The organism is Paenibacillus sp. AR247, assembly GCF_002968895.1.
GTDB classification, from domain to species: Bacteria; Bacillota; Bacilli; order Paenibacillales; family Paenibacillaceae; genus Paenibacillus_AQ; species Paenibacillus_AQ favisporus.
This window is the reverse complement of the sequence record NZ_PCZT01000009.1, coordinates 1,359,868-1,372,078: the sequence shown is the minus strand read 5'-3', so window position 1 is coordinate 1,372,078 and position 12,211 is coordinate 1,359,868. Positions and strand designations below refer to the sequence as shown.

Annotated in this window: 15 protein-coding genes; 10 read left to right on the top strand and 5 right to left on the bottom strand. The window is 52.9% G+C overall.

The genetic code is table 11. From position 1 onward, the window contains the following. Nucleotides 1-408 precede the first annotated feature (408 nt). Nucleotides 409-1,110, top strand: a complete 702-nt coding sequence (locus tag CPT76_RS14510) for a MerR family transcriptional regulator (protein ID WP_105443404.1) — start codon at nt 409-411, stop codon at nt 1,108-1,110. A 328-nt stretch (nt 1,111-1,438) separates the two neighbouring features. Continuing rightward, on the top strand, nt 1,439-2,203 hold the full coding sequence (locus tag CPT76_RS14505; RefSeq protein ID WP_105443403.1) for a glucose 1-dehydrogenase: 765 nt from the start codon (nt 1,439-1,441) through the stop codon (nt 2,201-2,203). A gap of 82 nt (nt 2,204-2,285) precedes the next feature. On the opposite strand, the gene CPT76_RS14500 is transcribed toward CPT76_RS14505, so the two are convergent. From CPT76_RS14500 to CPT76_RS41430, 5 genes are all read right to left on the bottom strand, one after another. Then, a complete protein-coding gene (locus tag CPT76_RS14500; RefSeq protein ID WP_105444088.1) occupies nt 2,286-2,630 on the bottom strand; it encodes a luciferase domain-containing protein in 345 nt (114 codons plus the stop codon). A gap of 48 nt (nt 2,631-2,678) precedes the next feature. Next, nucleotides 2,679-3,368 (bottom strand): haloalkane dehalogenase, encoded by a 690-nt coding sequence (locus tag CPT76_RS14495; protein WP_219845427.1) that lies wholly within the window; start codon nt 3,366-3,368, stop codon nt 2,679-2,681. A 5-nt stretch (nt 3,369-3,373) separates the two neighbouring features. After that, nucleotides 3,374-3,559, bottom strand: a complete 186-nt coding sequence (locus tag CPT76_RS38370) for a hypothetical protein (protein WP_219845426.1) — start codon at nt 3,557-3,559, stop codon at nt 3,374-3,376. A 244-nt stretch (nt 3,560-3,803) separates the two neighbouring features. Further along, nucleotides 3,804-4,160 (bottom strand): permease, encoded by a 357-nt coding sequence (locus CPT76_RS41435; RefSeq protein ID WP_308737631.1) that lies wholly within the window; start codon nt 4,158-4,160, stop codon nt 3,804-3,806. Beyond that, nucleotides 4,160-4,615 carry a permease gene (locus CPT76_RS41430; RefSeq protein WP_181152953.1) on the bottom strand — a complete coding sequence of 152 codons (456 nt, stop codon included), beginning with the start codon at nt 4,613-4,615 and terminating at the stop codon, nt 4,160-4,162. Before CPT76_RS41430 ends, CPT76_RS41435 begins: the two co-directional genes overlap by 1 nt. Nucleotides 4,616-4,651: 36 nt before the next feature. Here CPT76_RS41430 and CPT76_RS39705 point away from each other — a divergent pair, with 36 nt between their 5' ends. The 8 genes from CPT76_RS39705 to CPT76_RS37410 all read left to right on the top strand — a co-directional run. Beyond that, on the top strand, nt 4,652-5,527 hold the full coding sequence (locus tag CPT76_RS39705; protein WP_258168472.1) for a sensor histidine kinase: 876 nt from the start codon (nt 4,652-4,654) through the stop codon (nt 5,525-5,527). Between the two features lie 7 nt (nt 5,528-5,534). Further along, complete coding sequence (locus CPT76_RS39700) at nt 5,535-6,083, top strand: sensor histidine kinase (protein ID WP_258168467.1); 549 nt, start codon at nt 5,535-5,537, stop codon at nt 6,081-6,083. Nucleotides 6,084-6,097: 14 nt separating this feature from the next. Next, on the top strand, nt 6,098-6,238 hold the full coding sequence (locus tag CPT76_RS37415; RefSeq protein WP_181152853.1) for a hypothetical protein: 141 nt from the start codon (nt 6,098-6,100) through the stop codon (nt 6,236-6,238). A gap of 98 nt (nt 6,239-6,336) precedes the next feature. After that, complete coding sequence (locus tag CPT76_RS14480) at nt 6,337-7,785, top strand: extracellular solute-binding protein (protein ID WP_258168465.1); 1,449 nt, start codon at nt 6,337-6,339, stop codon at nt 7,783-7,785. 110 nt (nt 7,786-7,895) lie between these two features. Beyond that, nucleotides 7,896-8,786: an ABC transporter permease gene (locus CPT76_RS14475; protein ID WP_105443402.1), complete on the top strand. Its 891-nt coding sequence runs from the start codon at nt 7,896-7,898 to the stop codon at nt 8,784-8,786. Between the two features lie 273 nt (nt 8,787-9,059). Continuing rightward, complete coding sequence (locus tag CPT76_RS14470; RefSeq protein ID WP_374954646.1) at nt 9,060-9,683, top strand: carbohydrate ABC transporter permease; 624 nt, start codon at nt 9,060-9,062, stop codon at nt 9,681-9,683. A gap of 18 nt (nt 9,684-9,701) precedes the next feature. Beyond that, nucleotides 9,702-10,979 (top strand): Gfo/Idh/MocA family protein, encoded by a 1,278-nt coding sequence (locus CPT76_RS14465; protein ID WP_105443401.1) that lies wholly within the window; start codon nt 9,702-9,704, stop codon nt 10,977-10,979. A 34-nt stretch (nt 10,980-11,013) separates the two neighbouring features. Next, nucleotides 11,014-12,211: glycoside hydrolase family 35 protein (locus tag CPT76_RS37410; protein ID WP_105443400.1), on the top strand; the 1,198-nt coding region annotated here is incomplete at its 3' end.

The following is a 12,211-nucleotide window of genomic DNA, read 5'->3' as shown; positions in this document are numbered from 1 at the left end:
ACGAAAGGGTTCGGCTCTGCCGGGGGCTGGACGCAGCAAACGCGGGAGGAGCATCGGCAATAGGCCGGCGGGGCTCGATATCAAGGATCCGCATGCGCTGCTGGCTCCGGTAGACGCGCTCGCTCATTCCGCCTGAAGTGCTGAATAACATTTCCGAGATGCTCGCTTCTTCAATCGTCCAGACATTCGCATGGGCCTGCGTGCCTGCGATTCTGGCCCTGCTTGCGTCACTGTTTATGGGAAGTAAGAAGCTGGATCATACGGCGGAGGTTGCTCCTGCAGGCGGCGAAGGGAAGGAATATTCTCCGGTTCACTAAGTAAAAAATTGAGCTAAGATCACCGCGGCTGCAATCTGGAGGCATCATGGATGCCCCGGACTGCAGCCTTTTTTTTGGGAATGCAGGTTAGGTGTTTGCTATTCCCCAATTGACGCAGCTGCTGTACCTCCATACAATGAAGCTGAGATCTTACCTCGGAAGGGAAACGAAGAGCATGTTTAAAATCAGCGCTTTTGCCAAAATGAGCGGGATATCGATCAAAACGCTGCGTTATTACGATGAGCTGGGGATTCTGAAACCGTCCGCTGTGGATGAGAGTTCCGGCTATCGGTATTATTCCGCCGATCATCTGCTGACGGTGGAACGCATCCGCGCTTTTAAAGAGCTGGGGCTGACACTGGAGCAGATCGCTCCACTGCTTCAAGAGGTGGGAACGCCCGGTACGGCTGCGGATACGCTCGCTATGAAGCGGGCTGATCTGGAGACCGCCATCCAGGAAGCACAGCGTCAGCTAAAAGAAATCGACCGGAGAATGCAGCGGCTGGAACAAGTCGGGGCGGCTGCGGTGGAAGGACCCGAAGCCGTAACGCTCCGCGAGCTGCAGCCGCAATGGGCCGCCTCGGTCAGGGATACGATCCCGCGGCAGGACCTCTGCCTGCTGGTTAATGAGGTCAGGGACTATGTCATGGCTGGCGGCTGCGGAACAGCGGACGGACCGCTGATTCTCTCTGGCATGACGCGGGCGGGGAAGGCGAAAGGGAAGTCATTGACATTGAGGTGGCATTTCCACTGGAGGAACCAACTCCGGAGCGCGGGCGCGTCCGCATCGTAGAGCTGCCCGGCTATGAAACCGCCGCATCCCTGATTCATGACTGCAACCCCTATGCCGCCCACTGTCCTGCAGCAGCGCACGTCATGGCATGGGTCGCATCGCAGGGATATGAACCGTTACCCGGTGAGCCGGTCCGTGAAGTCTATATTGCCTCCGAACAAGACATGTACGGAAAATTCCGCAGGTCGGAAGTAATCCTCCCACTGCGCGGTACTCTGAGCCCTTGATTCGTTATTTTTGACCGAAGGCTCACTCCAGGAGTTGACTCTCCCCTTAAGGGGAGAGTGTACAGTGGGTTTACAAACCACAGAAGAAGGAGTGAGCAGGTATGAAAAGATTGGAAGGAAAAACAGCTCTTGTGACTGGAGGAAGCCGGGGGATAGGAAGGGGCATTGCACTGCGTCTTGCCTCTGAAGGTGCGCTTATTGCGGTTCACTACGGCAGCCGCAGGGATGCAGCGGACGAGGTCGTACGGATGATTGAGGAACAGGGAGGCCAGGCGTTTGCCATCGGTGCCGATCTTCAGGACATTCAAGGTGTCCATCGTCTGCTTGAATCACTCGATGCCGAACTGACCCGGCGGACAGGCAGCCGCCAGTATGACATTCTGGTGAACAATGCCGGCATCGGAACATCGAAAACGATGGAAGAAACAACGGAGGCAGACTTCGACGAGGTGTTTGCTGTGAATGTGAAAGCGCCGTTCTTTCTCGTGCAGCAGTCGATGGATCGGCTGCGGGACGGAGGGCGGATTATCAATATTTCTTCAGGCGTGACCCGAATCGCATTTCCGCATATCATGTCCTACAACATGACCAAGGGGGCGGTGAACACCTTTACGCTGCACCTTGCGAAGCTGCTGGGTCCGCGCAGCATTACCGTAAACGCCGTGCTTCCCGGCATTATCGACACCGATGTGAACGCCTCTTGGCTGAACACGCCGGAAGCCCGTCAGGGAGCGGCGGAAATGTCCGCTCTTGGACGAATCGGAGAGGCCGCGGACGTCGCGGATGCCGTCGCTTTCCTGGCTTCGCCGGACGGCCGCTGGGTGACGGGGCAAATGCTCGATGCGACCGGAGGTTCGCATTTATAAGTGACCCGCGGTCATCGTTTTCCGTTCGGCACCATGGTTGCCACAAACAACCCAGAACCTCAAAGAAACAAGCGGCTGGATTTTAGCCGCTTGTTTCTTTTTCAGAACTGATGCCATCTATCTTTTTCACCAGGTATTCATACTTGAAGCGCAAAAGTTCAACTGCGTTGGTCATGTCCCTTTCAGACTTCAAATGAATGGATACCCAACCCGAATGAGGGAACATATGATGCGGGTTGGCAAGACCGGTGGTTACCACGTCATTCCGTTTCGATTTGGGCAAGAGCAGATCAACCAGATGGTCCCCATGTAAATGACCTATTTCTTTTCCCCCATAAAGAAACTCAATTCCGCCGAATCGGTGGGGGTTAACCGTTACACCTGTCCATGACAGCAATTCATCGGATAAGACTTCCCTTCGCGAAATGGTCATCTGATCATGTTCTCCTCTCCACAAGCAGATTTGGCTCAAGCTCTATTTCAGCCTTTTCAACCAAGAGGCAAGGGCCTCCCCGACCTTATCGGGGGCATCTTCCATCGGGTAATGAAGCCCTGGCACCGTCACTTCGGTCTGCTCGGGCCAACTACGGCAAAAATCCAGTTGGGACTGCGAAGTTCTTCCCGGTTCTGCATGGATGAATAATTTGGGGACGTGGCTGTGTGCCAGCCAGTGGCCATAAGCCGCGACAATTTCATTCACCTCCGCCGTTGACTCGTCGTCAAAAGGAAGCTGTCTTGCCCAGGAGAGCATCGGACGACGACCTTCCCCTGGTTCGACGAAGGGGCGGTGATACTGCTCCTGCTCTTCCTTCGTTAACTGGCGGATGACATTAACGGGAAGATTGACATTCAGGAACGAGTTTTGTTCCAAGATCATCTGTTCACCTTCTTCAGACCGCAGCGCTTGAAAAATGTTACGGCCTTGTTCCGGCATCTCGCTCCAGCTGCTGGATTTGATGATCGCTTCCATATACACGATACCGTCCACAGCGCCAGGATGCCGCTGCGCCCAATCAAATCCCAAAGCGGAGCCCCAGTCGTGTACGACGAAGGTGATCTTCTCATGAATCCCAAGTTTGTTAAGAAGCTCGTCGAGGTATTCCCGGTGCTGAGCGAAGGTGTAGGCGCCCGGACCGCTAACCGGCAGTTTATCGGAATCTCCCATCCCGACTAAATCGGGGGCAATGCAGCGCCCGGCGTTTGTGCGTAAGGAATAATGTTGCGCCATAGATAAGAGGAGGAAGGGTTACCATGCAGGAAAACGATCGGATCACCACTGCCGACCTCTACATAAGCCATCTCTAAATCATAAACCCGTTGACGCTTTTTTTCGTAAGGAAATGCTCCGCTAACCATACGTATCTCACCCTTCTGCTCACACCGCTGCTGTTGGGCATCTAGTGTGCATTTTGTTTTTATTTAGTTGACTTGTAAACTTAGTCTACGAAAATGATAACGTAATTAAGTTGAGTAGTCAACTAAAAATTCGACTTGATTTTTCTTTGCCTCCCATTCATTTATCCAGCCCAAAGAAAAAAGCAATCCACCCACAAAATTCCTGTGGATGGATTGCTTTGATTTTATATGCGTTTCACCGCAATTACAGCAGCCAAGCGCCCAGCAGGCCGCTGATTAGTCCGGTCACGATGACCGCGCCGAACACGAACAGCAGCACTTTCCGCGGGAAGGACTTGGCCACGATCAGCATGGACGGCAGGCTGACTGCCGGGAGCGTCACGAGGAGCGCAGCGGCTGGGCCCGAACCGACGCCCAGGGACAGAAAGGACTGGATGATCGGAATTTCGGCAGCCGTCGGAATGACGAACAGCGTTCCGACGACAGCGAACAGGATAATAGCAGCGATCCCGCCCCCAACCCATACTGGGAACAGGGTGGACTGGAAAGCACCCAGCAGCAGGACGGCAATCAGGTATGCCGGAACGACGCTGAGAATCATCAAGCCGAGGCTCTTGGCCCAGCGGACCAGGAAAGGTCCGCGGTCCGTTCCTTGACAGCCGCTGCTTCTTCCAGCGGTTCTGGCACTTCGGAGGAACCGGCAAAGCGGTTCGCGAAGTAGCTCACGCCGAACGTCAGGGCCAGTCCCAGAACAATGCGCAGCAATGTGAATTTCCAGGACAGCACGAAAGCCATGAAGATAAGCGTTGCCGGATTCAGCAGCGGGTTGCCGAGCCAGAAAGCGAAAGCCGCCCCGACGGACACGTTGCGCTTGCGCAGGCCGCTCGCAATCGGGGCGGCACAGCAGGTGCACATCATGCCGGGCAGGGAGGCGACCCCGCCGATCAGGGTGCTCTTAAACGTCGTTTTGCCAAGCAGTTTATACAGCCACTGGACGGGCAGCAGCACCTGGACCAGCGAACCAAGCAGAATGCCGAGAACGGCCGCTTTCCACACCGACTTGAAGTACGTCTCTGCATAGGAAACCGCCGAGTGCCAGGATGGCGCCGATCCGCCCCGACACTGACCGTTTCCAGCGAATATGTAGTGAATGCGGGCGTTTACGTCGAAGCCATCGGCAAAACGATTTCCACGGACTCGGGTGTGACCAATACGCCCAATGAGGAACTGAAGCTGATCTCGTCGCTAATGGCCGTTACGCCCAAACCATCGTTCTATAGGAGCGGAAGCCGGATTTTTTTCATCGAAACGGAAAATAACGGCGCGGTCTGGTCTTATATCGAGATTTCCAGACCCAAGCTGTTGGAGGCTTTGAGAGAAATTGCCAATTTGTATCCGCAATCCGAAGTGCTGCTCGGGGATAAAGAGGCGGGAACCGTTCTGACGACAGCGCAGGAGCAGGGGGAGTCCGCTGCGGTTTTGGGGCTTTTTGATGATGAAAGCCTGCATAATTCGAGTATGCCTGAGATGCGGAAGATGCACGGCGTGAACTATTTTATTACACCCAATGACGTCAGTTCGCTGCATTTATCGCTCATCATGTATGTGAATCAAAATGAGATCACGCGCCCGTTGAGCCAATTTATTACATGGTTCTACACCCTGTTTATCATCGCGATCATCGTGATGATTCTGTACTCTTTTTCCGTCAATCTCATGATCCACAGGCCCTTATCCAAACTGGTCAAGGCGTTTCATATGATTGAGACCGACAATTTGAACATTATGATCGAATCCAAAACGAAGGATGAGTTCCATTACGTCTTCAACAGCTTTAACAATATGGCACGCAAGCTCAAAAATTCGATCGAGGATAACTATGAGCAAAAAATAGCGCTGCAGCGCTCCCAGCTGAAGCAGCTTCAATCCCAGATCAATCCGCATTTTCTGTACAACAGCTTTTTTTAATATTTACATGATGTGCAAAGTAGGCGATTCGGACAGCGCTGCTGAGCTCTCCCAGCGTCTCGGCAGCTATTACCAGTACATTACGAGAAGCGGTGCGGACGAGGTGCCTTTCGATAAAGAGTACCGACATGCGCTCGATTATTGCGATATTCAGTGCATCCGTTTTTCCAATCGGGTACATTTCGAATACGAGGAGCAGACCGAAGTTCCCGCTACAATCACAGTGCCGCGGCTGATCATTCAGCCGATCGTGGAAAATGTGTTTGAGCACGCCTTTGAAGACGGCATGATGGAGGGAAAGGTCTACATCCGGACGGAATACCGGGAAGGGAAACTGTGCGTGACGGTCGAAGATAACGGGAATTTGGCTACCGATGCCATGATCGAACAGTTGAACACCAAGCTCGCCAGGGATTCAAAATCGATCGAGAACACGGGTTTGATCAACGTCAATAATCGCCTCAAGCTCAAGTACGGGCCGGAGAGCGGCTTAACGGCGTCAAGAAGCATGCATGGCGGCTTAAAAATCAACCTGACCATTATACCAGAGACATAAAAGGAGGCAGCATCATGTACCGATTGTTGATCGTGGATGACGAGCCGGTTATCGTAAACGGGCTGATTCAGCTGCCGCAGACCCGGCAGCCAAGGAAGAAACCAAGAGCACAGACGCACCGCCCGAGCCGCTTGGCAAATACCCTGAAACGGTAACTGTAACGGAGGTGCTGGGTTATAACCCGCCAGAGGACCCGCGGACACCGAAAGGCATTACGCCTGACCAAAATGCTTACCTCAAAGATCTGAAAGACATGTTAAACATCGAGGTCAAATACAAATGGACCGTTCCATCCAGCCAATTCGAGCAAAAATTCTCGCTCGCGATGGCTTCGGCCGACCTGCCGGACATTATGGAGCTGGACCAGAAAAACTTCGAAAAGCTGAAGAAGCAGGGCATGCTTGCTGATTTGACCGCAGCTTACAACGATTACGCTTCACCGGAATTGAAGAAATACATGGAGTCCGACGGCGGCTTTGCGATGAAGACGTTCTCCGAAGACGGTAAGCTGCTCGGTATCCCTGCATTTGAAGACCCTTTCCTGTCGACGCAGCTGCTATGGCTTCGTAAAGACTGGCTCGACAACCTGAAACTGCAGCCGCCTGCGACGATGGATGACCTGGATAAGGTCGCGAAGGCATTTGTTGAGAACGACCCGGACCAAAACGGACAAAACGATACGTACGGCGTATCGCTGCAAAAAAATCTGTTCTTCTGGGCTTATGATCTGCGAGGCTTCTTTAACGGCTTCGGGGCGTATCCTTCGATTGGCGACAATCAATCCGCCTGGATCAAGGACAGCAGCGGCAAGCTGATTCCCGGCTTGATTCAACCGGAAGTGAAGAATGCGCTTGGCAAGCTGCAATCCTGGTACAAAGACGGCATTTTGGACAAAGAGTTCGCTTTGAAGGACGAAAACAAGGCTGTCGAAGACATTACAGCAGGCAAAGTCGGCATCGTCTACGGGGAATGGTGGTATCCGAACTATCCGCTGAACCTGAACGTGGACAAGGATCCAAAGGCAGAGTGGATCGCCATTCAAATTCCGGGTCTGGACGGTCCCGGCAAATCGCTGGTGCCTAAGATCCGGAGCGGAAAAGTGTATGCCGTCAACAAGAAAATGAAAAATCCGGAAGCTGCCATCAAAATGATCAACTTCTACATCGAAAAAGGCAAAAAGAAATACATGGAACAAAACAAAGCGGAAAACGGATACGTCTATAACTGGTTTAATCCGCGGATCTATAACCCGGCCCAGATCGATACGATCTACACGGAAGTCAACAAGGCACTCGATGCGAAGCAGACCGAAATTACGCTCGATGACGAGAACTACAAAAATGTGGCCGATGTGTTCAAAGCAGCCCAGGATTACCTTGCAGGCAACACGGCCAACGCTTCCAAAGGCGTAAACTGGGGCCAATACTTCAGCCGCGCGGCGAAAGACGGCGGTTGGGGGATGACACGGAAGATCAAGGAAAGCGGAGCTTTCGTGAACAACGAGTTCTTCGGATTGCCGACGGAAACGCAGGTCGAAAAGGGCGCCCAGCTCGATAAGCTGATGCAGGAAGCGTTTACGAAGATCATCTTGGGCGGATCCCTGGACGATTTCGACAAATTCGTTCAGAGCTGGAAATCCCTTGGCGGCGATCAAATTACCAAAGAGGTTAACGACTGGTACAGTCAGCAGGCTGCGAAATAATTCGATTCGCGATTGCCGCTAGCAATCCTGAAATGAAGTGAAACGGGAGGAGGAGCCTGCTTTAGTCCTGGCGATTCCTCCTGTTTACGATTGAACGGGGAGGTCCATCTGTGAGAACGCTGAAAAAGGAATATATCCTTCATCTCATGCTGCTGCCCGGCGTTATCGTGACGCTGATTTATGCCTACGGCCCCATGGCCGGTCTCGTCATGGCTTTCCAGCAGTTTGAGCCGCTGTCCGGCTTTTTTCATTCAAAGTTCGTTGGTTTTGACAATTTCAAATATGTATTTGCCATGCCTGATTTCAAGCAGGTGCTGTGGAATACGATCGTGATCGCGGTTATTAAAATGGTGCTGTTCCTGTTAGTTCCGTTAATCCTGGCATTGCTGCTGAATGAAGTCACCAAGCGGTGGTTTTCCCGCTTTATCCAATCGGCCGTATTTCTGCCTTTTTTTCTGTCCTGGACCGTTCTAGGCGGTGTCATTATCGAGCTGTTTTCCTTGAGTGGACCCGTTAACGGACTGATGACAGCCATGGGACTGAAGCCGATCATGTTCATGCTGGATAATGAGTGGTTCCGTGGAATTGTAATTGGCTCGGATGTCTGGAAAGGGATGGGCTATAACATGATCGTCATGCTCGCCGCCATTACCGGAATCAATGCCACGCTGTACGAAGCGGCCGAGGTTGACGGTGCGGGAAGATGGAAGCAGATGATTCACATAACGCTGCCGGGCATGGCACCGATATTGATATTACTCGGAGTCCTCAGCCTTGGCGGGATTTTGAACGCCGGATTTGAGCAGATCCTGATCATGTATAACCCGACCGTGTATGAGGGAGCGGATATCATCGATACGTTCGTATACCGGCTTGGTATGTTCAGCCAGCAATTCGGACCTGCCGCTGCCGTCGGACTGTTTAAATCCGCGATATCTTTGGTTTTGGTGTCGCTAACGTATTACGCGGCTTACAAATACAACAATTACCGCATTTTTTAGCTGGAGGCAGAGAGATGCACAAACCAACTTTGAGCAGAAAAATGTTCGTCATTTTCAATTCGGCGCTGCTGACGGCGATTACGCTTCTTGGCATTATCCGTTTATCCACCTTCTATCCGTGTCCCTCAGTTCGAATACGGCGGCGATGGCCGGCGAGGTCAAACTGTGGCCGTCGGCTTCAACTTTGATGCTTACCGGTACCTGGGCAAAAGGTAGAATTCTTCGTTCGCTGGGGTTTCGATCGAGCGGGTAGCGCTCGGCACGGCGGTCAACATGTTCCTGTGCTTTATTTCGGCTTATCCGCTATCCAAGTCGGTCGACCAGTTTAAGTATCGGACGGTCTATGTCTGGTTCTTTGCGATTACGATGTTTTTCGGCGGAGGTCTCATTCCTACGTATATCATCGTGAAAAATACAGGTTTGATCGATTCCATCTGGGCGCTGATTTTGCCTGGCGCGCTGAACGTATGGAACATGGTGCTGATGCTGAATTTCTTCCGCACCATTCCACGGGAGCTGGACGAGGCGGCAACGATCGACGGCGCGGGACACTGGAGAATTTTATGGCGGATCTATTTGCCGGTCTCTTTACCTTCGATCGCGACCATCGGCCTGTTTACGATTGTCGGCCACTGGAACTCCTGGTTCGACGGCATCTTATACTTGAATTCGCCGGAGAAATATCCGCTGCAGACCTATTTGTCCACGCTCATTATGTCGATCAATTCCCAAATGACGTCCGTTTCCATTGAACAAATCAAAGCGATGGAAAATTTGAGCGAGAAAACGCTGCAGACGGCGCAGATTTTTATGGGGGCGCTGCCGATCATGGTCGTATATCCGTTCCTGCAAAAATACTTTGTCAAAGGGATGACGGTCGGAAGCGTCAAGGAATAACGAAAGGGGAAAGAAGACGTGAAAAAAGTGAAAGTTGCCTTGATCGGAGCGGGCCTGCGCGGCATCAATTACTTGGAATACGCGCTGTCGCATCCGCATGAGCTTGAGGTAGTTGCCGTGGCTGAGCCGGTCAAGGAACGGAGGGAAAGCTTTCAGGCGAGGCACAGGCTGGAGGATTCGATGTGCTTTGAACATTGGGACGATCTGTTCCAAGCTCCGAAGATGGCCGACGCCGTGCTGATCTGTACCCAGGATCAACAGCATTTCGAGCCGACCATGCAGGCGCTGCAGGCAGGCTATCACGTGCTGCTGGAAAAACCGATGTCACCCGATCCCGGGGAATGCATCCGGATGGGGGAGATGGCTTCACAAGCCGGACTTGTGTTTTCCATCTGTCATGTCCTCCGGTATACGCCGTTTTTCCAGACGCTGAAAAGCTTGCTGGCAGATGGTGCGATCGGGCGGCTGATGTCGATCCAGCATAATGAGAATGTGGGGTACTGGCATCAAGCGCACAGCTTTGTCAGAGGGAATTGGCGCCGTAAGGAGGACTCCAGTCCGATGATTCTGGCCAAGTCCTGTCATGACCTGGATATTCTGCTGTGGCTTGCCGGTGCGGACTGCGTCAAAGTATCTTCCTTCGGCACGCTCAGCCATTTTACGGCATCCGAAGCGCCTGAAGGAGCTCCGCTCCGCTGTCTGGACGGCTGTCCGGTTGCGGATGAATGCCTCTATTATGCGCCCGATCAATATTTAACCGATGATACGAACTGGCCGACATCGGCCATCAGTGACGACATGAGCTACGAAGCCCGTTACAAAGCGCTGCAGGAAGGGCCATACGGCAGATGCGTATATCACTGTGATAACGACGTCGTCGACCATCAGGTCGTGAATCTCGAGTTTGAGGGCGGTATCACGGCTGCGTTTACGATGAGCGCATTTACAAGAGACGTCAGCCGCACGATCAAGCTGATGGGCACGACAGGAGAAATCCGCGGAGCAATGGAGAAAAACGAAATCGAAATCATTCACTTCGGCAGCGGCAAAGTCGAACGGATTACGTTCGGGGACATGGGCGGCCATGTGGGCCATGGCGGCGGCGATATGAAGCTGATGAGCGATTTCCTCAAGCTGGTACGGGCGGACGCCAAGGCTCAAGGCCTTACATCTGCAGACCATTCCGTCCAGAGTCATCTGATGGCTTTTGCCGCTGAAGAGTCCAGAATTGCAGGCGAGACCATCCTTTTGAAGGAGTTTGAACAGCGTTACGCCGTCCGCGAGCCATCAGTTTAATACAATACCTTCAACCTAACCACAGGAGGAACTTATGTCTACGTTTCGATATTCGGGATCTGCCTTTTATATGAATGATGATCCGATTCAAATTTTGTCGGGAGCGATTCACTACTTCCGTGTCGTACCGGAGTATTGGGAGGACCGGCTCATCAAATTGAAAGCCTGCGGTTTAAACACCGTGGAAACGTATGTGCCGTGGAATTTGCATGAACCGCAGAAAGGGGAGTTCCAGTTTGAAGGCATCGCGGATTTGGTGAAGTTTATCGAACTGGCTGGCAGCCTCGGACTTTATGTTATCGTTCGGCCATCACCGTATATCTGTGCGGAATGGGAATTCGGGGGACTGCCTTCCTGGCTGCTGGCGGATTCGGATATGCGCCTGCGCTGTTACCATCAGCCGTTCCTCGACCATGTCGATGATTATTATGATGTGCTCCTTCCTAAGCTGAAGCCTCTGCTCTGTACCCAGGGAGGCCCGGTGATCGCGCTGCAAATCGAAAACGAATACGGGAGTTACGGCAACGACAAGCCGTACTTGAACTATTTGAAAAACGCGATGATCAGCCGGGGGATGGACGTGCTTCTGTTTACTTCGGATGGCCCGGAAGACGCCATGCTCCAGGGCGGGATGGTGGAAGACGTACTTGCAACGGTCAATTTCGGCTCCCGCGCCCGGGAATCCTTCGAGAAGCTGCGGGAGTATCAGCCGGATGCGCCGGTCATGTGCATGGAATTCTGGGACGGCTGGTTTGACCACTGGCGTGAGGAGCATCATACTCGTCCGGCGGAAGACGCCGCTTTTGTTCTGGATGAAATGCTGAGCCTGGGAGCCTCCGTTAACTTTTATATGTTCCATGGGGGAACGAATTTCGGCTTCTGGAGCGGAGCCAACGGCCATACGGAAGACAGCTACGAGCCAACGGTCACCAGCTACGATTATGATGCGCTGTTAAACGAAAACGGTGAGCCGACGGACAAATATTTTGCCGTTCGTGACATCATCGCAAAGTATAAGCCGCTTGCAGCGGACGGGCTGCCGGACCCCATCGCCAAGCAAGCGTACGGTAAAGTGGCAATGACGGAGCTTGCTCCCTTGGCGGGCAATCTGGACCGGATTTCGGCGGCGGTGCGCTCTCCCTATCCCGAACCGATGGAGAAGCTCGGCCAGAACTACGGTTTTATTCAGTACAGTACGTTGATCCCCGGCCCGCGGCCTAAGGAGGAGCTGT

What these genes read in the sequence shown, in the direction of transcription:
- CPT76_RS37415 (WP_181152853.1), top strand. Translation starts at nt 6,098, where the DNA reads ATGTACCGATTGTTGATCGTGGATGACGAGCCGGTTATCGTAAACGGG.
- CPT76_RS14470 (WP_374954646.1), top strand. Translation starts at nt 9,060, where the DNA reads ATGTTCCTGTGCTTTATTTCGGCTTATCCGCTATCCAAGTCGGTCGAC.
- CPT76_RS14505 (WP_105443403.1), top strand. Translation starts at nt 1,439, where the DNA reads ATGAAAAGATTGGAAGGAAAAACAGCTCTTGTGACTGGAGGAAGCCGG.
- CPT76_RS39700 (WP_258168467.1), top strand. Translation starts at nt 5,535, where the DNA reads ATGATGTGCAAAGTAGGCGATTCGGACAGCGCTGCTGAGCTCTCCCAG.
- CPT76_RS14495 (WP_219845427.1), bottom strand. Translation starts at nt 3,368, where the DNA reads ATGGGAGATTCCGATAAACTGCCGGTTAGCGGTCCGGGCGCCTACACC.
- CPT76_RS41435 (WP_308737631.1), bottom strand. Translation starts at nt 4,160, where the DNA reads ATGATTCTCAGCGTCGTTCCGGCATACCTGATTGCCGTCCTGCTGCTG.
- CPT76_RS14480 (WP_258168465.1), top strand. Translation starts at nt 6,337, where the DNA reads ATGTTAAACATCGAGGTCAAATACAAATGGACCGTTCCATCCAGCCAA.
- CPT76_RS38370 (WP_219845426.1), bottom strand. Translation starts at nt 3,559, where the DNA reads ATGGTTAGCGGAGCATTTCCTTACGAAAAAAAGCGTCAACGGGTTTAT.